Below are 22,378 nucleotides of genomic sequence, written 5' to 3' on the forward strand. Positions count from 1 at the left end.
GCTTTGCCTGGATGCCTTGTTTTCCCTGTTACTAAAATCATAATTATAGCTTTTTTGAATAAATACCCTATATTTGTCTTAACTTTAATTTTCAAACCTTATGGCGGTGTTAGGGGCAGTTATTTCTTTTTTGGTTTTGGCAATGGCAACTCTTTAACTGAAATTCTGACCAACTCGCTTAACCATTCCTTGTCATCGATTTTGTCTTCAATCAGGAAACTCGGTTTTGCTCCTTGGTATGGAGGTGCTTCAACCACATCGCCAATAAATTCTCGTCCCGATTTAGTTGGTTTTACAAATAGTTTATTGTCGCATATTAGGCCGAATATCTTTCCATCCGAGTAAATTCCATATTCCCCGAACATTTTTTTAGCCGTCAATTCTCCAGCATTTTCGATTTGGTCTATGACATAATCCACAAATTTTTGGTCGGAAGCCATTTTTTGGTTAATCTTTTAGTTTGAAATGTGGATTATGAATAAGGCCAATAATGTTTCCGAACGGGTCTTTAACTGTTGCTGTCGTTAATTCACCGCCAACATTATACGGTTTTTCATTTTCCGTTGCTCCCAAGTCAATCAATCTGTCGTAAACTTCTTGAATTTTCTCGACACCCCAATATGATACGACACTCTCCTCTTTATCAGTTGTTGGATTTTCTTCAGGTTGGAGACCTAATTCATATCCGCCAATATTGAATCCAACATAATAGGGCTCTTCAAAATATGGTTCAGTTTTAAATGCTTTTGCATACCAATCTTTTGCTTTTTTGATGTCTCCAACTTTATAAATTGTTGTTCTTAATCCTAACATTCTATTCTTTTTAGCGGTTTCTCATAATTGTCCCTAACATCATCCCAATGTATTCCTTCAAAATTCATTTGTGCTTTTGGCTTTCTCATGTTGGTTTTTTATTCTTTGTTGCACATATTTTATTTGTTTACAAAGTTGGAAACTTGCAGGCAAACAAATCTTGGTCTACACCAATATCAAAATTTAACGTTGTTGAACAGCTTACCGAAATTAGTGGGGTCTATACCCAAATAAGAGGCGATGTACTTATGCGGCACAAGTTGAAGCAGGTGTGGGCTTTTCCGGCAAAAGGTTTTGTACCATTCTTCAATGGTCATTGCACGCAGTTCAATATGGAGATCAATCATACCTGCAAACATGGCTTCGGTCATTCGCCTGAAGAGCCTTTCTATTTGTTGTGATTGATCGACCAGTTTTTGCAGATCGTCATAGGTGATGTACTCCAATTCGCTGTCCGTTAAACAAGTTAAAAAGTATTTCGAAGGTACATGAAACGAAAAAGAACAGCTAATAAATAGCATAGTAGTTGAGCGTAACATCCATACTGCTAGTGCCATTCTTATATTTTTTTAATTAGGGGAATTATTAAGCAAATGAATGATGCAATTGAAGCTATAGTTCTTATTAAATGCCATTTATTCCAAGTACCTTCGAATTGAAGCCTCATTTCTTTTAACTGATTGGCACTTAAAGTATTAATGTCGGATGATGCAAGGGACTCGTTAAGTGGCACATTGAAAGCCACTGTTATGCCAAAAACGCCAATTGCATAGATAATTAATGAAGTAACTACATAAGGTAAAATTTGAGTGTCTCCTGTTTTGTAAAAAACAAATGTTGAAATAGCCAAGATGAATAAACTACCCATAAAGCTTAGAAAGAAAACAGGATTGAGAATCGCTTTATTTATACTTCGGAACGCCAATAGATATGCTTTATCATTTAACCTGCCAAGTCCATTGATAACTGAGCATTGATAACCGTAGAAGAGCCCTGCCAATAGCCCAGTAAGTGCTATACTTGCAAGATATAATAATTGATTTATATTCATTATTATCAAGTTTATGTGTTATTTGACCAAATACCTGTTAGGTTTGTTTTTGAAACATATTCATCAAATGAAGTGGCATTCCGACCTAATACCATAGGTATTGAACCATGAACCGATTCGTTTCTACCATCCAATAATTGTCCAAAAAGGTAAGTGATTAACCAAATGTAATCTTCAGTTACATTGTAGCTACGGAGCATAGTCGCATACTCATCCAATTCAACTTCAATTACGTTAACAGGCTTACCAATACCTTCAGAAATTTTGGCTGCTGTATCAGTAAACGATAATAATTCTGGACCAGTTAGTTCATAAATTTTGCCATTATGTTCATCTTCTAAAAGAGATTTAACCACCATCTCAGCAATATCATCAGCATCTACAAATGGTTCTTTAGCATTTACTTTTGGCACAATTAATTCTCCGCTAAGGATTCCATCCAACCAATAGCCTTCGCTATAGTTTTGCATAAAAAATGCTGCTCTGATAATTGTGTAATCTAAGCCTGAAGCTATAATTACATCCTCACAAGCTTTTGCTTCTAATTCACCTCTACCAGAAAGTAGCACTGATTTTTTTACGCCTGCATTTTTTGTGGCTGCTACAAACGCTGTTATTATATCTAATGATTGTGGTATCGCCAAATCTGGTTGAAATGTAATATATACCTTATTTATACCACTTAAAGCTTTTGCCCAGGTAGATTGGTCGTACCAATCAAATGGAATGTCAGAGTTACGAGAAGCGGGAATTACTTCCTCATTAAGTTGTTGAAGCCTTTTATAAACTCTTTTACCTGTTTTGCCTGTACTACCAAGTACTAAAATTTTGTTGCTCATTTTATGTTATTATTTAAATGTTATGAGACAAAATTATAGCTGTTCTAACTGGATTAATAGAACAAATACGACAAAATAAATGGCGCTATTTTTTGAGAAAGTTTTTTGGGGTTTTCCCTGTAAAGGCTTTGAATACTTTTATGAAATGAGATTGGTCAGCAAACCCATTATTATACACAATCTCAGTCAATTTTTCATATTCCTTTTCCGTGAGCTGTTCCAAGGATTGCTGAAACTTAATTATCTGAATAAATTCTTTTGGAGTAACCCCCACTTCTGCCAAAAAGTGTCTTTGAAAAGTTCTTACGGTTAAGTGAATTTTTTTGCTAATCTCTAATACTGTAAGTTGTGCGTTAGATTGAAATACTAACTGAATTGCTTCCCTAATCGCAAAATCTAATTTGTCTTTTTTGGATAATAATTCATCATATAGGAAAGCTTGAATTATTTCCGTTTGGTGTTTTGTATCATTCAAATTATTTAATTTGGGTAGAACCTTATTCCAACTATCAAGATTAGTTAAATCGAAGCAACCATCGTTGATATCCTTTGGGTTGATATGGAAGAAACTTGATAATACAAAAGGATACAATTGGAAAGTGATTATCTTGTAAGGCCCGTTCATGTGCAATTCTACAGGATTAATGGTTTGTCCGTAAATGTATAAGATAGGCATTTTTTTATTATGGGGTTGCACCCACTGTCCATTTGGGGTAATGTGAAACATTAGTCCAGGCAAGCCATCCGCAAAAAAGGGCAGAACAGTTTTTGAAGTAGTTGTTACATCTTCAAAAACCATAATGTCTTTGACAAGTATTGAAACATTGTCATTTGGAGCTATTTTGCTAAACTTCATATATGTTTTATTTAATAACTGATGTTGCTCAGAAGAGCAACGATAAAAGTACGTAAATCTTTGACGAATACTCCTACAGCAAAGATCCAGATCATTAACGGGAACAGTGCGTAAGGCCTGATGGAACTTTAGATCTCTTTTCTGATACTCAAGAAAAAGAGCGATGATTAAAACTGTCAAAACAGCGGAATTTTCTACTTTAGGATGCTCCTAGATTTGGGGAGAGGTCACTCAGCAAAGAAAATATCGACAAAAATAATGAATATCAGCTCCTTAAACGTTTTGGTAAGAAATCCATTAATAATCCATATGAGCTGGACTTGGTGTAAATCTTTATAAGTATTTGAATGAAATAGAAGCCCATAACAGGGGTTTTATTATTTTGACACGTTTTTTCTTTGTCATTCTTTCTTTCCTTTATAAATTCCAACAGGTTCATTTCTTCCGTTTTTTTACCAATATACGTGTTTTAGGAATCTTTTCCGATAGTCATTAAACTTTCCACTTACCCAATTTTTCTCTCCGCCTCAAATACTTAAATAGCGTATCTCTTTTGAAATAATAGGAATATCATTACTTTTGATTTAAACAACCCATTATGATATCCATAGAGCAGCGCAAAAATAGAAGAGACTATATAGAAAGGATCTTAGTTTTAATTTTATTTTTAGCGTTACTTTTAATGCTCTTTGATGTCCTAAAAGTTTTTTTTGGAATTTTGACTTTTGGATTAATTTTTTCAGTCTCTTTTTACCATGCTTTTGAAAAACTCACAAAATTAGCTAAAGGAAAAAAAAGTATAGCTACAGGTATCTATATAATAATATTGATAGTGCTATTATTAATACCTCTTATTTTTTTCACCTCTTCTCTAACTAAACATATTAAGGATATCATAGAGTTTGTAACTCGCTTAAAAAATAACGATGTTCCTGACTTACCAATTGCGATCACCGGTTTACCGCTTATTGGGGATGGCATAAGCGCATTGTGGAATAATCTGCAAAAAAGCCCAAAAGAAACCATTATTGCTCATGAGCATCAGATAAAAAACGTACTACACCATATCGTTACAAGTGGAATGGGTGTTATAGGCACTGGTATTCAATTTGTGCTCGGTATTATTATATCCGCTATGATTCTTGTAAAATCGGATACCATATTGCAACATATCCGGTTGGCGGCTCAACATTTATTCGGTGCTACTGATGGCATTGTATTATTGGACACCGCTACGCAAGCCATTAGAAGTGTTTCGTTGGGTGTTATGGGAACGGCATTCATCGCAGGGATCGTTGGGTGGATCGGGCTTACCATTACACACACCCCTTTTGCAATAGGTTTATCGGCACTCATCTTCTTCCTTGTCATGTTACAGATAGGCCCATTATTCGTTTGGATACCTGTTGTAATCTGGACGGGGCTTACAGGCCATACAGGTATGACCATTTTTTTAATAATATATGGTGTAGTTTTATCTTTGCTTGATGCCATATTGAAACCAATTTTCATTGCTAAGAGCGGAGGAAAATATCCTTTTTGGGTGATTTTTATTGGAGTAATAGGAGGCTTAGCGGCCTGGGGGTTTACAGGTATGTTTAAAGGCGCTATCATTATGTCAGTATTTTACACTATTTTTACTTCTTGGTTAGAAAGAAAAAAATTAAGCCCTTCAATCAATGGTGTAAGCTGAGAATGGAATTAACACGAAACTCAATATTTATAAACACATTTAAATACATCGCTATGCGTATCGCTATCTTTTTTATTCTAATACTGGCAGGTATCTGTACCAATGCACAAGAAACCACTAAAGCCGATGTCGTTTTAATGACCAACGGTGATCAAAAATCTGGCAAAGTAGTCGCAATTGTCGACGACGCAATCAAGTTTGTTTATGCTAATGAATCATTAGAGTATATAATCAAGAAAGTTGACATAAATAAAATAACTTTTGCGAGTGGTCGGATTGAATTCTATAACTCAACAGAAAGCAGCAATTCGACCACCCCAACGCTTGAAGACTTTCATAATAAAGTAGCTATTTTACCTTTTGGATATATTCGTGACCAAAAGGATGGTGGTCAAGAAATGCCAATTAAAATTCAAAACGAATGTTTCACTATCTTAAGCAAGAAAGCAGAAACTTTACAAATACAGGATGTTCAGACCACCAATGCCCTACTAACAAAGGCAGGTATTAACAATGGCAATATACAAGGTTATACCATGGGAGAAATTTGTCATATTTTAAATGTAGAATATGTAGTACAAGGTATGATAAGTGTCGATGAAACAAATGAAATTTCATCTTCGGTAGGGTCTACAAGTACCGATGTTAAAAATGGAAAAAATAATACTATCGGTAAGATATTTAGCACCTCCAGTGCAACTTCTATTTCATCTAAAAATTATAATACCGATGTAACGATGAATATTTACGATAACGGAGGTCAAAAATTATTTAACCAAAATCATAACTCCTTTTGGCCAAACTTAGATGCATATGATATTACGCTCAATTATTTATTAAAGAAAACTCCTCTTTATGGAAAATAGTCAATTAATAGCGTATTTATTTTTAATGACTATCGGGTATCATACCTAAAGCGGGCGGGGATAGAATTTTGAATTGTATATTGGCCACGTAAATACTGGATTTACTTCTTCATCTCGTATCGCAGCATAACCACGCCATTTTCGAACGACTCGGCCTTAATGAGCTGCATGTCATACCGGTACTCAAACATGCGCACTCCCTTGCCCCGGGTGGTGGGGCAGACTCGGAGGTGTGTACTTCATCAACCACGCCCGCTTCAAACATAGATTGCATGAGCTTCAGGCTCCCCCAGAGCCAAATGTCTTTACCGTCTTGCTCCTTCAACTCCCGGACGGAGGCAACGGGGTGGGCCGTTGCGGCTGGGAACTTACCCCAAGGGGCATCCTTAAGGCTCGATGAGGCGACGAACTTGGTAAGGTTATTGAGCTTTTCGCCGTACTCCCCTTGATCATCGGACGTGGGCCAGTAGTCTTTGGACATAGCATAGGTATTGGCGCCAAGGATCATGGTGTCGACGGTATCTATAAACTCGAGCGCGGCAGCCCCGAGGTCTTCGTCGCCCGGTTCGGTGAAGGACGATACCCTCAAAAAACTTAATCTTCCTCGGCGGCAATATTATCTACGGTAATATTTCCATCACTTGATTATGAACTGAACACCCAAGTACGCATCCATCGGGAAGCTGGTGGTTATACACAGGAGGAGTTTGCTTTCCTTATCGGTCGAGATGTGGTGGACCTAATAAAATATGAAGACCTCACCACGGATATGAAAAAGATGAACTATAGTCGTAAGAGATTAGAATGGCTAACCGCAAATATTGACGACCAATATGCAGAACCGCAGGTAAAAGCATTTTTGGACAAAATGGCGTTAAATTATACCATTAATGCTGCGCAAGCTTCTTACAACTGGTGGAAAGATGAGCCGCTTTTATTCCTAACCAAATAATAATTAATCCTTCAACCCGTAATGCGCTTTCACGGCCTCGTAGTCATGGTAGTCCAGTTCCGCCCGAAGATTGGCCGCGGGCATGCCGCCAGGGATCAATACATAGCGGACTTTCTGGACCCAGTTAACGTTTATATTACCGGTCAGCCCCGTAATTCTAGCGGCAATAAACCTTAACTCATGACCCACCTCGGAAACCAGAAAATACAGGGAGTAATTATCCCTGGACATTGGAACGGGCCAGGCGGTGTCGAATGATTTTACGAAAAAAAGAGGGACTCCTCCATCTTCTAAAAATTCTTCTGTGATTTGTGGAATATCTATATCCATTCTTTTTACCGTATTTCCGTCTATAATATTCCAATCTATGGGCATCCACTCGGAATAAATTACGTTGGCCGTTCCGGAATCACCTTTGGGGCCGGTGTCGCCCTGATCACCTTGTTCGCCTTGGACCCCTTGTTCGCCCTGCGGACCTGTGGGCCCTTCCTTTTTACAGGATAGGATTAATATAGAAAGAAACAGGATGGAAAGGATTGATCTTAGTGTTTTCATGCTTTCTTGATTATTATGGATTTGATAAAAATATTACTGATCTAATTCACTGCGGGAGGTTCCGGCTGTGGGTTGAACATCAGCTCCCCGCCAATCGATATTGTCCCATCATTGCTGCTTACCGCCTTGCCTTTGACGTGTGCCTGCCTGCCGTTCAGCACGATGATCCCAGTGGCGGTATTATGAATACCCTTGAAGATAATAGTGACAGGAGCGACAGGCTCCGGGGGATGTACGGGTTCGGGCGGATGCATCGGCTCAGGGGAGATTGTCCATGACTGAATCAGGTGAACGGTTCTTCCTTTTTTTACGGATGAAATGGTTTCAACCCGGAGCTGGCCTTGGTACATGTTGTTATGGAATTGACCGGACCAATTACCATCCAGCCTGCCTCTAGCCTCGAATTCGAAGACCTGGGCGGGCGGCTCCGGTTGCGGGTTAAAGGAAAGCTCATTGCTGCGGGCGCTAACCATAAATAATGAGTCCACACCCTCTTCACCTTGCACGGCTAAGGGATCAGCCAGTTCCACTTTTTCGCAGGAACTCGACATGACAAACGTGGTGTATGTGAGCATCACCGCAATAAATTTCAGCGTTTTCATTTTTTAGGTTTTTTTAATTTGATGATATCAGCTTAATTAATTACACAAAGTTCCTTATAAGCAAGCCTGTGCAGCTAACAGATATTTCACTTTTATTGATAGAAATTTCGTTATGAGCGTTGAAGGGAGGGTAAATAAAGTATGGTAAGCCAGTGCAACACCACATGGCGATAGGCAAGGTTTTGCATCAATGATTTTTCAGCCCGAGTAGGTGGATGGGGACTCTCCGAACTGTTCCTTAAAGCATCTGGCAAAATAGGAAAGATTGCTGAAACCCACGCTGTAAGCGATCTGGGAAACACTATTCTCTTTTTGGACGATCTTCTGGGCAGCCCTTTTTAGCCGCATGCTCCGGATAAATTCCACGGGAGTCTGGCCGGTGAGGCCTTTGAGTTTTCGTTCTACCTGGGCACGGCCCAATTGCATTCGCTCGATAAAAGCCTGCACATTAAAATCGAAATCGCCCATGTTGTCTTCGACAATATCCATGGTTTTTTGAAGAAAACGCTCATCAGCGCTGGTAACGGTAATATCTTTAGGTTGAACCCTGATCTCTTTTGAGAAGCGATCTTTAAGTATGCGCCTTTGCTCGATCCGGTTCTTCAGCAGGGCTAGCAGTTCATCGGCATCAAAAGGTTTGGTCAGGTAATCATCCGCACCAGTTTCCAGGCCTTCGATTTTAGGGGCCTTGCCCGACCGGGCTGTAAGCAGGATCACCGGAATATGGCTGGTATCTTCATTGAACTTCAGCTTTCGGCAAAGGGCCATTCCATCCATTCCGGGCATCATGACATCGCTGATTACCAGATCGGGTTGAAGTTCAGCCGCTTTTTTCAGCCCCTCCATTCCATCACATGCTTCCGCTATTTGAAAATGCGACGACAATACTTGGCCGATAAACTGGCGCATATCGGCATTGTCCTCTATAATCAATAGCCGTGGCGGGACAGGCCCGGAAGCAGAGAAGCCGGGAGTGGGGGAATCGGGAGCAATGGAAAGCTCAGCGAACGCTTTTTCAGCAGCGGCAGACTGTCCCGTACCAGGATCAGCTTCCACCAGGTCCGGGTTTCCCGGAGGTTTTGTTCCGGCGGCTGGGCTTACCTCCATCTCGTCAGGTGATAAATGCTGTTTTCCGAGGGGAAGCCAAAGGGTAAAGCTCGTCCCCCTTCCCGGCGCACTGCTTACCTCAATTTCTCCATGGTGTATGACAACCAGCTCCTTTGTCAGAGCCAGACCAATACCGGTTCCCTTATACTTTTGAACATGACCGCTTTCCGCCTGATAAAACCGGTCGAATATCCTGGGCAGCTCATCCGGTGCTATGCCCACTCCGGTATCCGAAATAACAATACAGGCATGCTTTTTCCCCTGGAAGGTGCTGGTACTCACCAACAAGGAAACAGCGCCTTCGACTTGGGTAAACTTAAAAGCATTAGACAATAGGTTGTGCAGGATTTTCTCCAACTTATCCGGATCGGCATACAATTCAATATCATCTTCGTCCACTTCAACAACAAAATCGATACCCCTATCCTGAGCCAGGGATTCATAAGCCGCGGTCACCGATTTAATAAACGTGGGCAAGTTGATATTTAGCGCTCGCAGCCGCATTTTATCCGATTCAATCTTTGACAGATCCAGCAGCTGATCCACCATACCCAGCAGGCGCTGCCCATTTCGCTGCATCATTTTGTATAAAGCCTGCTTATTCCCGTTGAACCTGCCCTTTTGCAATTCCCATAGTGGCCCAAGCATCAGCGTTAAAGGCGTGCGGAATTCATGGGAAATATTAGCGAAAAAGCGGGATTTAGTCTGGTCGAGCGACCGTAGCTTTTCAGTTTGATCAAGCAAAAGCATGTTTTTTTTCCTTACTTCTTCCGTACGTTCCTTAATGATTGCCTCTAAAGCCAGGTTTTCTTTTTTCAATCGCCTAGAGCGCCACCAGATAAGCAACCATAACGTGGCTATGCTCAGGAGGCCATAAACCAAATAAGCGAACCAGGTACGGTACCAGGGAGGCAAGATAATCAAGCGATAATGATCTTCTTCACTGATATTATCATAGCTATTTTTGGTCCTCACTTTAAAAATATAGCTTCCTTCGGGGAGATTGGTGTAATCTTTTTGGGTTTCCCCGGTCCAGGAAGACCAGTTTTTATCGAACCCTTCCAGGAGGACCTGATATTCATTTGCTTTTTCCTGAATGAAAAACGGACTTGAAAAGGAAAACCTAAATGAATTCTGCGTAAAAGGCAGCTCCGGCGGAGCAGGATTGGTCATGCCAGCAAATAATAGAGAGTCGGATTGAAAGTACACCCTTTTGATTATGCTGTGATATTTCCGGGGGCGGAGATTGTTTGATTTCAAATCCTGCCTTACCAAACCTGTTGTGCATCCATACCAAGCAATGCTGTCTTTCAAATCGATAAAGGTGGAGGTACCGGTTAAATCTGAAATCCGCTCAGTATGGAGATTGGCCACTTCATAATTTCCATGTCCTTTATTCCAGGCAACGAAATTCCGGGAATAGTCTTCGTCAAAAACCTTGAACCAGATATTCTCCTGTTGGTCTACATGATAAATGTTTATATCCACACCGGGCATGCCCAAACGTTTATTTAATGTTTTATCGGTAACAAACCGGTCGTTTTCCAGGACATAACATTCGTGGGTATTGTCAGAAACATAATAAATCTCGTGATCGATCGTGTAAATCTGGCCTACATCACCGGGCAACCCCTGCTTCTCACCCACTCTGCTGCATTTGGCGGCTGAAAGCCCGGATGCACCATGCAGACCGGGAAAGGTTACCTTATAAAGCCAATTCTCGCTGGTTTCCAGCCATAATTCACCTGAGGGCAGTTCAATGATCGTGTAGGTGGCGCCATTAATTCCTTTTATCAGGCCTTCATTGATCCATTCTCCTTTTTGGTAATACAAGGATCCCAGTCCCCTTCCGGATGAAACAAACACCCTGTTTGTATCTGTTTTCGACCTGTAAAATTTCGAAGGGTCGAGCGCCGCGATAAATTCAAGGCCTTCATCATTCAACTGATAGACCCCATTTTCCAACGCCACTAACAACACATCCTGGAAGGCCAAAAGATCCCACACAAGATCTTTGACACCCTGCACAGGCTCAAAATGAGGCATGTTGCCTGCCCTTTGAGTTAGTCGGAATAGCCCGTTGTTGGTGCCGGCGTATAGTTTATTTTTAAAACGGATAATTGCACCACATCTGTAATGAATCCCCAGCGCAGAGTATTCGGAATAAGCAGCAGGATACTCTATTTTTGAGATGCCATATCCCTGGCTCACCCATAGCAGTCCCGTATTATCCTGAAACAAGGCCGTTATGGTCGGGGAGGCAAGCACGCCTTCATCCTTAAGTACCAATTGTTGTTCCCCAAAGCGATCTATAATGGTTAATCCGCCGTTTAACGTCCCCAATGCATAGGAAGAGTCATTGAGTAATATGCCTGTATAAAGGTTGTTCCCCTTGATAAAGCTTGCAGCCTCTGTACGAAAGGAGCTGAGTTCTTTACCCCTTAACAAAAATAAATCTTCTTCTGTACCCACCAGGAAACTATTCTTATCCTGGTAAGGCAGGAAAACCGTGATCCATTTATTTTTATAAACGGCTCCATCAAGGAACATTTCCAGTTTGCTCTCCCCGAGCTGCATCAACCCTTTCTCCGAAACCTGAAGGTACAGCTTGCCATCAATCAAAAAGGAATTGTGAAACTCATGCCCCTTAATCTCCCATACCTTTAGCCTGCTCCCTGTCCATAGAAAAACTTTTGCAAAGCTTACGAAATAAACGCCCTCCTTGTTGGCATGTATTTTCCAAATGGTGGTAAAATCCTGGTCTTTTTCTTTTACATAGGGTAGCAGGGAAACATAGGTAAGCTTGCCGATACTATCCGCTTGCAGGTACCCGAATTCATGGGCAGCCCCAACGTAAATAGTGTTTTTGTTATCAATGGCAATGGATTTGGCATGCCCGCGATCCGGCAGAGGTACAATCTCCCAATTTACCCCGTCGTATAGCAATACGCCGTCGCCATTAGCAAAATACAGCTGACCCAGACTATCCTGTACACTTCCCCAATTTTGAGTAAACGCCTCATAATCAGTTGGGATATAATGCCTGATAAAAGGGTATCCGTTTTCAGCCAATGGGTCAGGCTGCGACATGCTTTTAGATCCTGTCTCAAGCTGGCAATGCGCAGTGCAATTAACAAAAACGGCAATGAGCAATATGAGTAATGCTTGCTTCACATAAACTAAGTTAGGAAAACACTTTGGTGATAGCTGCGAAAAAAACACGATAAATATTGATGTGTAAGTCTTCAAACTAACGTTCACCAGAGATAGTCGAAGTTAAGTTATAAATTCAGTCTTTGCAACTGGTGTCAAAGGATTTTGATGTATCCAGATCATTCTATGATGCACTGGATTTTACGCAAACCGTAATCAACGGAAATCTATCGCTCTATGAACGTGATGGAGTTAGCTTCTACCTACAGCGATACTATGTGAAAGAATGGCTTGAAAATACCATGCTTTTCGTAGTCGTGGATGATGTCCATCAGTTCTTTCAACACCTCCAGGAGCTTAAGCTCGACCAAATCTACCCAAGTGTAAAAGTGCTTCCCATTCAGAAAGAAGAATGGGGCGAAGTTGGCCTGTTTCAGCTCTACTCGGAAAGCCCGCTCGTTGCGTGCACCCAGCGCTTTCCCTACCATCATTTCCACACGTAGGCGTACCCGTCGAGAAAAAACGCCGACAGCGATATGTGAGAGATAGACGCTATGCCGGTATAGTGAAAATAACCGCAATAACGGATATACAATGTCGTAACCAATTTTAATCAATATACCGCAAATAAAAAAAATTATGCTTAAAAATTACTCAAATATCTCTTTATCAGTCGTCTTATTTTTGTCTGTAACCTCTTTAAATGCTCAGACTAACGCTATAAAGGGAGAAAAATTGGAGCCCCTGGAAACAGCGATCCTTGAGTTTAGAAGTTGGTCTGCGCTGCGGCAAGCCAAAGAATAGATCAATGAACGGCAGGCTCCATTGCTGGAGATATTTGTTTATTTTTGCATAAAAAGTGACTATGTCTTTTGAATCCTTAGGTCTATCACCTGCTTTATTAAAAGCACTAACAGATCAGCATTTTACCATCCCCACTCCTATTCAACTAGCCGCCATACCAGCTATTTTAAATAAAAAAGACGTTCTGGGAATAGCTAAAACTGGCTCAGGAAAAACTGCAGCTTATGTATTGCCACTGCTCATAAATCTTCAGGAAAACCTGACGGCAAAAAATCGTCATGTCAATGTGCTGGTTCTCGTACCAACACGTGAATTGGCTGAGCAGGTAAAAGAGGTGTTCAAAAGTTTTAGTCATGCACTGCCTCATCCAGTTAAAACACTAGCCGTGTACGGCGGTGCTTCCATCAATCCACAAATGATGGCATTACAGGGCGTAAATGTTCTTGTTGCCACACCTGGCAGGCTGTTAGAATTAGTGGAATCCAATGCGGTACATTTATCAAGTATTGAAACATTGGTGCTGGATGAAGCGGATAAGATGCTCAATCTTGGATTTAAGGAAGAAGTCGATAAAATTATAGCACTATTACCCAAAAAACGCCACAACATCTTATTATCTGCCACGTTGAGTAATGATCTGCGAAATATCCATCAAATCTTATTGCATGATCCAGTAATTATTCAAATTGATGCCGAAGAGGAATCTCTTGATCTGATCAAACAGGTGGCCTATCTAGTTTCAGCAGAGAAAAAGGGGCCCTATTTACGCTACCTGATCGAACACCATGATATGAAACAGGTTTTGATCTTTGCATCATCTATTCATCAGGTAGATGCCCTTGTCAATAAGCTTCGTAAAAACAATATCGATGCAAAAGCAATCCATAGCAAAATGAGCCAGGGTTCAAGAACCGAATCTTTAGCGGATTTCAAATCAGGCAAGCTGAGGGTATTGGTTGCGACCGACCTGATGGCCAGAGGCATCGACATCAGTTATCTTCCTTTTGTAATCAATTACGAATTACCACGATCTCCCAAGGATTATGTGCACCGTATTGGAAGAACTGGACGAGCAGACGCCTCTGGAGAGGCAATATCGCTGCTTACCCCGAAAGAATTGCATCATTTTGGGGTCATCCAAAAAAAGATGGGCAAGACCGTAGACTTGATTGATATCGAACGTTAGTCCAAATCCTCGAAAAAACTGTACCTTCGCGCTAATTATGGGTTTCGCAAAAGAGAGAAAAAAGCTTGAGAAGCTTTCGGAAAAAACTACTGGCCTTCAGCATTATGATGGTAAAAGTCTAGCCGTCATCACTGACATATTTGAGCAATATTCACATACGGTAAGGATCTTAAAAAACAAAAATGCAGAAGCGTTTAATGGCCTTTATCTGAACGAATTGCAACTGGTTAAAGAATGTAAAAGATCACTTAAATTAGCTAAAGAAGAGGAAGACCGTCAGGCTAATTTCATCAAGTATAAAGAGACCCTGCTGGATGCTTTAACAAAAACAATTCAGGCTTCAACGAATATTGCATAAGTAAATCAAAGGAAACGTCACAATCGAAGTTTCAGGAAAGACAGGGTAGAATACCGGAACCGAAGTCTCTCCATCTGAGCGGGGTAATCAAAGTTAGCTTGGTTGTAACTAAAGGGTATAGAGCAACCAATGGTTAATGGTTAACACGAGGCATAAGGGTGTGTATAGGCGGGTATCCCAATGGGCGAAGGGGCTTTGCTTGTGGCGCTTGGTGAGGCCGATGTACCGGAAGTCACCGATGGCGCGCATCAGGAAGATGATGGCGATGAGCAGGATACCATAACGGATGTGTAGCGGGTCCAGACCAACTTGGAGCCAACCCGCAAAGGCCAGGTTACATAGGGCAAACAGGAACAGGCCCAATGCGACAACAAGGGTGATCGCCCTGCCGGGGCGGAAGAGCTTCCGACCATTGCTGTCCATTGGAATAGTGGCGTCCATTCCGCCTCCACCACCTGTAACCCAATAGAGGTGAAGTGCAGCCAATAAAAGGAAAATAAAGGCGTTGATTGCGGCTAAAGCAGTTTCCATGTATCTGTTTGCAATGAGGACTTAAATTAATCCAATATTTCTCTTAGTTTTTCATTCAATTTTTCTCCTCGCAAATACCGACCGATGATTTCTCCGTTTTCCGATATGAGAAAGTTGTCAGGAATTTCGTTAACCCCATAGATGAGAGAGGCTTCATTTGCCTGACCTTTTAAGTCGCTAACGTGTTCCCATGTTAAACTGTCATTCTCGATTGCCTTTAACCAACTGTCTTTGTCCTCATCTAGGGAAACAGCAAATATTTCAAAGCCTTTGGGGTTAAATTCTTTATAGGTTTTTATCAAATTTGGATTTTCTTGTCGACACGGTCCGCACCAAGAGGCCCAAAACTCAAGAAGTACAGTTTTTCTTTTTAAATCAGATAACTTTTTAGTTTTTCCATTCACGTCTTGCATCTCAAAGTCTACGAATTGGTCTCCAACTTTTGGGTCTTTGTTCAGCTCGATGTATTTTGAAATTTTCTTTCCGTAATCAGAGTTTTTATTTTCTGGTGAAAATTGGTCAAATAATTCTTTGGTTTTCTCTTTCCCCCAAGTGGTTGAATAAACCGAAAGTATATTGGCACTGATGATGCTATTTGGGTTATTTTTTACAAATTCCATTTCTTTTTCTAATCGCTCTTCATAAGGAAGAGTGCCAATCTTCTGGTATAGCGATTGACTTAAAGATTCAGTTTGGGATCCCGTGACCGAGGCGTTCCTAAAATCGGACTGGGATTGGTCAAAAATCATAGCGGTATTTTCTAACCATAGATTTCGGTAATGGGAAAAATCCTTTGTTCGTAAAACTACCTGTACAGGTGTCTTTGGTAGTTTTGTGCTAAGACTGAATGAATTGTTTTGAACGCTCACTGAATCTATTATTTCTTTCGTCGAAATATTGTCAAGATAAAGTACTGTTCCATTTTCAATTCCGTTTGTCCTTCCAGTAAGGGAAAATTCATTTTTTGCTTTTTTACCACAAGAAACAACCGTTAGAATCAGTATTGCGAAGATTATATTTTTCATCTCGATTTTTGTTTTGTTTGCCGCTTACCTGTTGGTATTGCTGTGGAATAAATCTTTGAGTTTCTTTTCTAATTTCTCTCCCCTTATAAATCGGGCGATAATTATACCATTTTCATCAATTAAAAAATTATCAGCAATATCCCGAACTCCGTATATCATCGCCGCATCATTGTCATTTCCTTTTAAATCACTGACATTTTCCCACATCAATCCATCTTTTTCAATGGCTTTTTTCCATTTTTCTTCGTTGGTATCCAAGGATACCCCGAGAATTTCAAACCCTTTGTCTCTGTATAATTCGTATTGCTCTACCAGTTCTGGATTGGAACTTCTGCATGGGCCGCACCATTTTTTACGCTAAATTCTTTTTGCATCATTATACTTTATTTTTCCTCCACATATCTTTTAAACCGGTCCAAGACCGATTGACAAAAGGGTAGATTCAACTCACCAATGCAACTTTCTTGTCTAAGTTAGTGTAAAATATTTATTTTGGGTTTTGGTATTTGAGTTTTTTTCTTGGCCTTGCATTTATTTTGTGTTGTATTTCCTTGATATGCTGTTCGTTGAATCCTACACCATGGCTGACCTATTACCGGTGAAGGCGGTACCAAAACACTCAAAATCTAAAATCCGTAAGGGGATAAACAAATAGCCCCATACCCGTTCTGAATGACTTCCGGTCGCTAGTGGGTGGATGTCAGGTTAATATGCATATGATTAATTGCTTCGTCCAACCCGGAGCGTATGCCGAAAAGGGATTCACGAATCCGTGAAATCCACTCCCGAATCCGGAAAAACACTTACGAATCCATAGAAAACATTCCCTAATCCATAATGAATTGATTTTTGGCATGGTGTTTATTTCATCGGCCGCTTTCCACCATGGGAGGATTTGTAGTAACCTAACAGCGCGGATCGTTTTGTGTCTTTACCATTCATCATGCAATCTGACTGAAGAAGTTTAATAGGATTGCCACAAGATGGAACGGATGCCTGATGAAATCGGTGAGCAAATGCCAGGTATCTGAAAAAAAGAACCCCGTTCCATTTTCAGGAAACGGGGATCCGCCCCAATGGGATTAGGGGCTATCAACCTAAACCTAATTCAATAAACGCAACGTTATCGGATATATTGTGCCCATCTGTTCTTCTTATCAGCAGGCAACTTATCGAGTGAATTCATCAATCTTATTTTTGTAAGCATATACACCTCCTTTGACGAAGATAACGATAATATATAGCACAACTTTGCAAGGTTATAGGTTTTGAGAGCTATTACCTCATTACTATTCCATGCAGGACGATTGGTTTTGTCAAAACTATAATTAGAGAAGGTTTTGTTAGTTAAAAAAATAATCGATCTTTCACTACAGAAATAAATCCGTCAAATCTTATTTTTGTTGGAACGAACTACCAAAATAACATAAAGATAGCAATATGAAACAGAATAATACCATTACACATATCGAGATCCCGGCCCCTGACCTCATGAAAGCCATTGCTTTTTATACGTCAGTGTTCAATTGGAAAATTGAGATGATTGCAGAAAACAGTTACGCATTTTTCATGATAGGCGACACCAATACTGGTGGGGGGCTTGATGCATCCCTGAAACCTGCTCCGGAAAAATGCGGCCCACAGATTATCGTAGACGTTAATGACATTGAACAGACATTAGATCGAATTAAGGCGGCAGGCGGGTCAATTACAATTGAAAAAACCAGAATTGAAGGCGAGCATGGATTCTACGCGGCTTTTCAAGACGCTAACGGCAATCATCTACAGATTCATTGCAACCAATAAAATTCCTGGGAAATGGAATATAAATCCAACCCCTTCCGTTAGACATGACGATTCTGTTTTATTCTTCCTTAGTGCAATGGCCGCGAATCGATCCGGATAGTCCATAGCTACTTGCCAAGTACCGAAACCTCCGATGATACCTATGACATAAATTCTGGTGATATTAATACGATACTTGGAAGTCAGGTCTAGATAAAGGGAATCAAACTAGTTTTCTGAAGTCCAGTATTTGTCTGCTGGGCATTGCGGGGATGCAACAATAAAAGGATATTCTTGTCCTTGTTCGATATAAAAAGGTATACCATAGGTTTTGAGGCCAGCTAAATCACCAAAGGGAAACGTTTCTCTTGCACCGAGTAGTCCGTTGGAAGATATAGGAGATAAGGATAGTTTGCGCTAGGCTTTGAATTTCCTGAATATTCCACCTGTTAATGATTGCAAGCTTGTAGCAGGTGGTTTTCTGTTCACAAATAAAGCATGCATTAACCTTAAATTTCGACATATACCACTGATAGTTGTTAAATAACAACAATAAATAGCGTAATTACAACTAATAGTGCTTGTTTTTTTACTGATTCTGGAAATGAATCTAAATATCTTTGCAGTGTCAAAACAAAGAGATAGTACTATGTTAAATACTAAAATGATCGGCAATAAAATTGCCGAAGCACGAAAGAAAACAAATATTTCCCAAGCCCAGCTTGCTCAGCGTCTATTCATCAGTTCACAGGCCGTCGGAAAATGGGAGCGCGGAGAATCAATGCCAGACATCACTACTTTTAACCGTCTCGCGGAAATTCTGGGTGTTGACCTTAACTATTTTTCAGAAAGCTTCCAATCTGCAGCCACTGAAACGACACCCGTTGAGCCTTTGGTTAAACCATCCGATGAATTGCCATCCGGAAAGCAGGAGAAAAAACTTAAATGGGATATGTCACGCGGAAACTGGGTGGACGCTGACTTTTCCGAGTTGAAAAACCTGCATGAAAAATTCAGTTCATCCAACATGCAGCGTTGCAAGTTTATCGGTTCCGATTTGTCGGGACTTCTTCTAAAAAGCAATAATGTTGATAGCTGTGACTTTTCAGGTTCCGACATCAGCAGCAGCCACATTCAAGGCTCCAACTTAGTCAACAATCTATTTAAGGACTGTTCACTAAAAGAAACTGAATTTTCAGGAAGCAATATCGACAGATGCGATTTCTCCAGCGCCAATTTTACCGGAACCGAATTTTCAAAAAGCTATGCTAAAGACTGCGATTTTACCGGTGCCGATTTTACCGGAGCAGTTGTTAAATCTGGTGGCTTCGAGAAAAGCACCATGGCAGATGTAGTTTGGAATCGCACCTCTTTCAATGCCACGTATATTGCCGATATCGTTTTCGATAGTACAGTGGAGGACTGTTCTTTTGAAAACTGCTCCTTTAAAAAGGTGACATTCCAAAATGCAACGCTTATCAACGTGTTCTTTAAGAACACGAGTTTGAAACGAATCCGGTTTATAGACTGTCAAGCAGATCGGATGACTTACGAATTCCTGAAACAAGGGAATGCAGATTTAACTGGTATCTCTTTGTTAACACCAAAAGGAGGAAACGAATAATGTTACAAAATGAAATTGCCATTTCGGTACAAGGATTGAAAAAATCATATAAAAACATCCCTGTGTTGACAGGAGTAGATTTTCAGGTAAAAGCAGGCAGTATTTTCGCCCTGCTCGGCTCCAACGGTGCAGGCAAGACAACGATTGTCAAAATCCTCACCACGCTGCTGAAACAAGACGAGGGAAGTGCCTTCGTAAACAACTTCGATATTGCGTCTAACCCCGGCAATGTACGGCAGTCGATCAGCCTGACAGGGCAATTTGCAGCCGTGGACGAGGTTTTGACCGGACGGGAAAACCTTGTTATGATTGCCAAGCTGCGGCATCTTAGCAATCCGCATCAGGTCGCGGACGATTTGCTTAAACGCCTCGGTTTGACCGATGCCGCCGACCGCAGGGCGTCGACTTATTCGGGAGGTATGCGCCGTAGGCTCGACATCGCCATGAGCCTTGTGGGAAAACCGCAGCTCATTTTCTTAGACGAACCGACAACCGGGCTTGACCCCGAGGCACGTATTGAAGTTTGGAAGATTGTCAAAGAGCTTGCTGGTAACGGCACGACGGTATTCCTAACCACCCAGTATCTGGAGGAGGCTGAACAACTCGCCGATAGAATTGCTATTGTTCATAAGGGTAGGATTATCGTGAGCGGCACGCTTGCGGAGCTGAAAAAACTGTTCCCGCCCGCAAAAGTGGAATATATTGAAAAACAGCCGACTTTGGAGGAGATATTTCTTGCAATCATCGGCAAAAAGGAGGAAAACTAAATGGAAACGATAAAGAACTATTTTTTCAGGGATATGGGTGTTATGCTTGGACGTTCCATGCGCCATATTCTTCGCAGCATGGACACCATCATCACGGTTACCATCACGCCAATTGCGATGATGCTGCTGTTCGTATATGTATTTGGCGGCGCCATCCAAACCGACATGGATAACTATGTAAATTATCTGCTGCCCGGTATACTGTTGATTGCAATTGCAACCGGTATATCTTATACGGCTTACCGCTTGTTTATAGATATGCAACAGGGCATATTAGAGCGGTTCCACTCCATGCCGATTGCACGCTCCACTGTACTGTGGGGCCATGTGCTGACCTCGCTGGTATCAAATGCTATTTCAGTTGTCGTTATCATTCTTGTAGCGTTGATCATGGGCTTTCGCTCGTCGGCGGATATACTGTCATGGGTTGCTGTGGCTGGTATACTTGCGCTCTTCACACTAGCTTTGACCTGGATCGCTGTGATTGCCGGGTTGTCTGCAAAATCGGTGGACGGTGCAAGCGCCTTTTCCTATCCCATTATCTTCCTGCCGTTTATCAGCTCGGCGTTTGTGCCTACCGAGTCCATGCCGGCACCTGTTCGCGCCTTTGCCGAGAATCAGCCGGTGACCTCGATCGTGGAGACCATCCGTGCGCTACTTTCAAATCAGCCGGTAGGCAATGAAATATGGGTTGCTCTTGCATGGTGCATCGGAATTATGCTCGTGGCTTATATCTTCGCGATGAGAGCGTATAAAAAACGGGGGTAAGAGAATTAATATTGTCCATAAGCGCCATAGTAGGCAGCCCCGATGAGCGCAGCCTTGCTATTCAGTATGACCTTTATGGACACATTCTGTAGCAGCTCCGTCATCCGGGAATTTTGGATAAATTGTTGACGGAACAGGTCTTTGCGCAATAATGGGTAAATCCTGGGTGGTATACCTCCGCCCAATATGAGTCCACCCATAGCCTTATGCTTCAGCACCAAGCTCGTGGCCTCACGCGCCATGTAGCTTACGAACAACTCCATGGCCGTGATACAGGTAATGTCCAGCTGACGTATGGCCGCATGGCTGATCACAGCGGCCGGGTTGCTGTTATTCTTGAAATTTTCCATTAGCCAGGCGGGTTCTTTATTGCCCTTTACATCGCGTAGGAAACGGTAAATCCGGTAAATGCCGGGACCGGACACCAAGTGTTCCCAACTGATCATGTCGCTTGTCTCTTTTAGGTAAGCCCACAACTCCAGATCAAACTCCGTTCTGGGTGCAAAATCGCTATGTCCGCCTTCCGTGGCAAATGGCCTATAGGCCTCACCATCCCAGAAAAGGCCTGCCTCGCCTAAGCCTGTGCCAGGGGCCAGAATAGCCATATTGCCCAATGTATCCGCTCCATTGTCAACTATAGGGACTATGTCTTCTGAGGTCAAGCCGGCCATGCCATAGGCCGTGGCCTCCAGATCATTGATAATAACAACGCGGCCAATGCCCAGATCTCGCTCTAAAAGGCTGGCATCGAGTTCCCACGACAAATTTGTCAGCTTCACCTTATTGTCCAGAACAGGGCCAGCAACGCCGATGGATAATATGGAGGGGGCTTGCATGTCATCATTCCAAAACTTTTTTACAAGCTCTTCAAATGTGACATGTGCCTCGGATGGAAAGGTGGCTTCGCGCAAAAGCGAAAGCCTCTCCCCCTGTACCTCAAACAAACCCAAGCTGGTCTTAGTGCCGCCAATGTCGGCAGCCAAGATCTGCTGCTTTTGAATAGCCCTTTTCCCTTTTTTTGGCAAATACAGTAAATATGACAT

The 22,378-nt window shown here is 41.6% G+C and carries 23 protein-coding genes and 1 pseudogene; 10 read left to right on the forward strand and 14 right to left on the reverse strand.

Features of this window, described 5'->3' with window-relative positions; translation table 11 throughout:
* Window positions 1-119 precede the first annotated feature (119 nt).
* From NF543_RS13980 to NF543_RS14005, 6 genes are all read right to left on the reverse strand, one after another.
* Window positions 120-440 carry a TfoX/Sxy family protein gene (locus tag NF543_RS13980; RefSeq protein ID WP_257957506.1) on the reverse strand — a complete coding sequence of 107 codons (321 nt, stop codon included), beginning with the start codon at window positions 438-440 and terminating at the stop codon, window positions 120-122.
* A 7-nt stretch (window positions 441-447) separates the two neighbouring features.
* The gene (locus NF543_RS13985; protein WP_257957507.1) at window positions 448-813 is read right to left on the reverse strand and encodes a VOC family protein; all 366 of its coding nucleotides are present in this window, start codon (window positions 811-813) and stop codon (window positions 448-450) included.
* A gap of 176 nt (window positions 814-989) precedes the next feature.
* Window positions 990-1,259, reverse strand: a complete 270-nt coding sequence (locus NF543_RS13990; protein WP_257668955.1) for a cyclic nucleotide-binding domain-containing protein — start codon at window positions 1,257-1,259, stop codon at window positions 990-992.
* 113 nt (window positions 1,260-1,372) lie between these two features.
* Window positions 1,373-1,864, reverse strand: coding sequence for an anthrone oxygenase family protein (locus NF543_RS13995; protein ID WP_257668956.1), 492 nt, complete (start codon window positions 1,862-1,864; stop codon window positions 1,373-1,375).
* An 11-nt stretch (window positions 1,865-1,875) separates the two neighbouring features.
* The gene (locus NF543_RS14000) at window positions 1,876-2,703 is read right to left on the reverse strand and encodes an SDR family oxidoreductase (protein ID WP_257668957.1); all 828 of its coding nucleotides are present in this window, start codon (window positions 2,701-2,703) and stop codon (window positions 1,876-1,878) included.
* A gap of 85 nt (window positions 2,704-2,788) precedes the next feature.
* A complete protein-coding gene (locus NF543_RS14005; RefSeq protein ID WP_257668958.1) occupies window positions 2,789-3,559 on the reverse strand; it encodes a helix-turn-helix domain-containing protein in 771 nt (256 codons plus the stop codon).
* 598 nt (window positions 3,560-4,157) lie between these two features.
* Between NF543_RS14005 and NF543_RS14010 the strand changes: the two genes are divergently transcribed.
* Both NF543_RS14010 and NF543_RS14015 read left to right on the forward strand, forming a co-directional pair.
* Entirely contained in the window at window positions 4,158-5,252 is a 1,095-nt protein-coding gene (locus NF543_RS14010; protein ID WP_257668959.1) for an AI-2E family transporter, read from the forward strand.
* Between the two features lie 53 nt (window positions 5,253-5,305).
* Window positions 5,306-6,118, forward strand: a complete 813-nt coding sequence (locus tag NF543_RS14015) for a hypothetical protein (protein WP_257668960.1) — start codon at window positions 5,306-5,308, stop codon at window positions 6,116-6,118.
* 109 nt (window positions 6,119-6,227) lie between these two features.
* On the opposite strand, the gene NF543_RS14020 is transcribed toward NF543_RS14015, so the two are convergent.
* Window positions 6,228-6,707, reverse strand: coding sequence for a dihydrofolate reductase family protein (locus NF543_RS14020; RefSeq protein ID WP_257668961.1), 480 nt, complete (start codon window positions 6,705-6,707; stop codon window positions 6,228-6,230).
* Window positions 6,708-6,887: 180 nt separating this feature from the next.
* Here NF543_RS14020 and NF543_RS14025 point away from each other — a divergent pair, with 180 nt between their 5' ends.
* Window positions 6,888-7,070 (forward strand): hypothetical protein, encoded by a 183-nt coding sequence (locus tag NF543_RS14025; RefSeq protein ID WP_257668962.1) that lies wholly within the window; start codon window positions 6,888-6,890, stop codon window positions 7,068-7,070.
* 3 nt (window positions 7,071-7,073) lie between these two features.
* Here the strand turns inward: NF543_RS14025 and NF543_RS14030 are convergent, their stop codons facing one another.
* The 3 genes from NF543_RS14030 to NF543_RS14040 all read right to left on the reverse strand — a co-directional run bounded on the left by NF543_RS14030 (window position 7,074) and on the right by NF543_RS14040 (window position 12,424).
* Complete coding sequence (locus NF543_RS14030; RefSeq protein ID WP_257668963.1) at window positions 7,074-7,625, reverse strand: hypothetical protein; 552 nt, start codon at window positions 7,623-7,625, stop codon at window positions 7,074-7,076.
* Window positions 7,626-7,666: 41 nt separating this feature from the next.
* Window positions 7,667-8,200 (reverse strand): hypothetical protein, encoded by a 534-nt coding sequence (locus tag NF543_RS14035; RefSeq protein ID WP_257668964.1) that lies wholly within the window; start codon window positions 8,198-8,200, stop codon window positions 7,667-7,669.
* A gap of 225 nt (window positions 8,201-8,425) precedes the next feature.
* On the reverse strand, window positions 8,426-12,424 hold the full coding sequence (locus tag NF543_RS14040; protein WP_257668965.1) for an ATP-binding protein: 3,999 nt from the start codon (window positions 12,422-12,424) through the stop codon (window positions 8,426-8,428).
* A 215-nt stretch (window positions 12,425-12,639) separates the two neighbouring features.
* On the opposite strand from NF543_RS14040, the gene NF543_RS14045 reads away from it, so the two are divergent.
* The 3 genes from NF543_RS14045 to NF543_RS14055 all read left to right on the forward strand — a co-directional run bounded on the left by NF543_RS14045 (window position 12,640) and on the right by NF543_RS14055 (window position 14,835).
* Entirely contained in the window at window positions 12,640-12,990 is a 351-nt protein-coding gene (locus NF543_RS14045; protein ID WP_257668966.1) for a VOC family protein, read from the forward strand.
* A 362-nt stretch (window positions 12,991-13,352) separates the two neighbouring features.
* Window positions 13,353-14,477 carry a DEAD/DEAH box helicase gene (locus tag NF543_RS14050; protein WP_257668967.1) on the forward strand — a complete coding sequence of 375 codons (1,125 nt, stop codon included), beginning with the start codon at window positions 13,353-13,355 and terminating at the stop codon, window positions 14,475-14,477.
* A 37-nt stretch (window positions 14,478-14,514) separates the two neighbouring features.
* On the forward strand, window positions 14,515-14,835 hold the full coding sequence (locus NF543_RS14055; protein WP_257668968.1) for a hypothetical protein: 321 nt from the start codon (window positions 14,515-14,517) through the stop codon (window positions 14,833-14,835).
* 108 nt (window positions 14,836-14,943) lie between these two features.
* On the opposite strand, the gene NF543_RS14060 is transcribed toward NF543_RS14055, so the two are convergent.
* The 3 genes and pseudogenes from NF543_RS14060 to NF543_RS14070 all read right to left on the reverse strand — a co-directional run.
* On the reverse strand, window positions 14,944-15,366 hold the full coding sequence (locus NF543_RS14060) for a DUF3995 domain-containing protein (protein WP_257668969.1): 423 nt from the start codon (window positions 15,364-15,366) through the stop codon (window positions 14,944-14,946).
* Window positions 15,367-15,392: 26 nt separating this feature from the next.
* The gene (locus tag NF543_RS14065; protein ID WP_257668970.1) at window positions 15,393-16,391 is read right to left on the reverse strand and encodes a TlpA disulfide reductase family protein; all 999 of its coding nucleotides are present in this window, start codon (window positions 16,389-16,391) and stop codon (window positions 15,393-15,395) included.
* 24 nt (window positions 16,392-16,415) lie between these two features.
* Window positions 16,416-16,733, reverse strand: a pseudogene (locus NF543_RS14070) (peroxiredoxin family protein); the annotation flags it as partial.
* A 1,098-nt stretch (window positions 16,734-17,831) separates the two neighbouring features.
* On the opposite strand from NF543_RS14070, the gene NF543_RS14075 reads away from it, so the two are divergent.
* The 4 genes from NF543_RS14075 to NF543_RS14090 all read left to right on the forward strand — a co-directional run bounded on the left by NF543_RS14075 (window position 17,832) and on the right by NF543_RS14090 (window position 21,335).
* Window positions 17,832-18,197, forward strand: a complete 366-nt coding sequence (locus tag NF543_RS14075) for a VOC family protein (protein WP_257668971.1) — start codon at window positions 17,832-17,834, stop codon at window positions 18,195-18,197.
* Window positions 18,198-18,825: 628 nt separating this feature from the next.
* Window positions 18,826-19,800: a pentapeptide repeat-containing protein gene (locus NF543_RS14080; RefSeq protein ID WP_257668972.1), complete on the forward strand. Its 975-nt coding sequence runs from the start codon at window positions 18,826-18,828 to the stop codon at window positions 19,798-19,800.
* The gene (locus NF543_RS14085) at window positions 19,800-20,567 is read left to right on the forward strand and encodes an ABC transporter ATP-binding protein (protein WP_257668973.1); all 768 of its coding nucleotides are present in this window, start codon (window positions 19,800-19,802) and stop codon (window positions 20,565-20,567) included. The genes NF543_RS14080 and NF543_RS14085 overlap by 1 nt, the downstream gene beginning before the upstream one ends.
* On the forward strand, window positions 20,568-21,335 hold the full coding sequence (locus NF543_RS14090) for an ABC transporter permease (RefSeq protein WP_257668974.1): 768 nt from the start codon (window positions 20,568-20,570) through the stop codon (window positions 21,333-21,335).
* 5 nt (window positions 21,336-21,340) lie between these two features.
* Here NF543_RS14090 and glk read toward each other — a convergent pair whose 3' ends face one another.
* On the reverse strand, window positions 21,341-22,378 hold the full coding sequence (gene glk, locus NF543_RS14095; RefSeq protein ID WP_257668975.1) for a glucokinase: 1,038 nt from the start codon (window positions 22,376-22,378) through the stop codon (window positions 21,341-21,343).

The organism is Parapedobacter tibetensis, from assembly GCF_024704835.1.
GTDB classification, from domain to species: domain Bacteria; phylum Bacteroidota; class Bacteroidia; order Sphingobacteriales; family Sphingobacteriaceae; genus Parapedobacter; species Parapedobacter tibetensis.

What these genes read in the sequence shown, in the direction of transcription:
- glk (WP_257668975.1), bottom strand. Translation starts at nt 22,378, where the DNA reads ATGTCATATTTACTGTATTTGCCAAAAAAAGGGAAAAGGGCTATTCAA.
- NF543_RS13995 (WP_257668956.1), bottom strand. Translation starts at nt 1,864, where the DNA reads ATGAATATAAATCAATTATTATATCTTGCAAGTATAGCACTTACTGGG.
- NF543_RS14050 (WP_257668967.1), top strand. Translation starts at nt 13,353, where the DNA reads ATGTCTTTTGAATCCTTAGGTCTATCACCTGCTTTATTAAAAGCACTA.
- NF543_RS14090 (WP_257668974.1), top strand. Translation starts at nt 20,568, where the DNA reads ATGGAAACGATAAAGAACTATTTTTTCAGGGATATGGGTGTTATGCTT.
- NF543_RS13985 (WP_257957507.1), bottom strand. Translation starts at nt 813, where the DNA reads ATGTTAGGATTAAGAACAACAATTTATAAAGTTGGAGACATCAAAAAA.
- NF543_RS14035 (WP_257668964.1), bottom strand. Translation starts at nt 8,200, where the DNA reads ATGCTCACATACACCACGTTTGTCATGTCGAGTTCCTGCGAAAAAGTG.
- NF543_RS14075 (WP_257668971.1), top strand. Translation starts at nt 17,832, where the DNA reads ATGAAACAGAATAATACCATTACACATATCGAGATCCCGGCCCCTGAC.
- NF543_RS14030 (WP_257668963.1), bottom strand. Translation starts at nt 7,625, where the DNA reads ATGAAAACACTAAGATCAATCCTTTCCATCCTGTTTCTTTCTATATTA.
- NF543_RS14015 (WP_257668960.1), top strand. Translation starts at nt 5,306, where the DNA reads ATGCGTATCGCTATCTTTTTTATTCTAATACTGGCAGGTATCTGTACC.
- NF543_RS14055 (WP_257668968.1), top strand. Translation starts at nt 14,515, where the DNA reads ATGGGTTTCGCAAAAGAGAGAAAAAAGCTTGAGAAGCTTTCGGAAAAA.
- NF543_RS14085 (WP_257668973.1), top strand. Translation starts at nt 19,800, where the DNA reads ATGTTACAAAATGAAATTGCCATTTCGGTACAAGGATTGAAAAAATCA.
- NF543_RS14025 (WP_257668962.1), top strand. Translation starts at nt 6,888, where the DNA reads ATGAAAAAGATGAACTATAGTCGTAAGAGATTAGAATGGCTAACCGCA.
- NF543_RS14060 (WP_257668969.1), bottom strand. Translation starts at nt 15,366, where the DNA reads ATGGAAACTGCTTTAGCCGCAATCAACGCCTTTATTTTCCTTTTATTG.
- NF543_RS14080 (WP_257668972.1), top strand. Translation starts at nt 18,826, where the DNA reads ATGTTAAATACTAAAATGATCGGCAATAAAATTGCCGAAGCACGAAAG.
- NF543_RS14065 (WP_257668970.1), bottom strand. Translation starts at nt 16,391, where the DNA reads ATGAAAAATATAATCTTCGCAATACTGATTCTAACGGTTGTTTCTTGT.
- NF543_RS14040 (WP_257668965.1), bottom strand. Translation starts at nt 12,424, where the DNA reads ATGTCGCAGCCTGACCCATTGGCTGAAAACGGATACCCTTTTATCAGG.
- NF543_RS13980 (WP_257957506.1), bottom strand. Translation starts at nt 440, where the DNA reads ATGGCTTCCGACCAAAAATTTGTGGATTATGTCATAGACCAAATCGAA.
- NF543_RS14005 (WP_257668958.1), bottom strand. Translation starts at nt 3,559, where the DNA reads ATGAAGTTTAGCAAAATAGCTCCAAATGACAATGTTTCAATACTTGTC.
- NF543_RS14010 (WP_257668959.1), top strand. Translation starts at nt 4,158, where the DNA reads ATGATATCCATAGAGCAGCGCAAAAATAGAAGAGACTATATAGAAAGG.
- NF543_RS14000 (WP_257668957.1), bottom strand. Translation starts at nt 2,703, where the DNA reads ATGAGCAACAAAATTTTAGTACTTGGTAGTACAGGCAAAACAGGTAAA.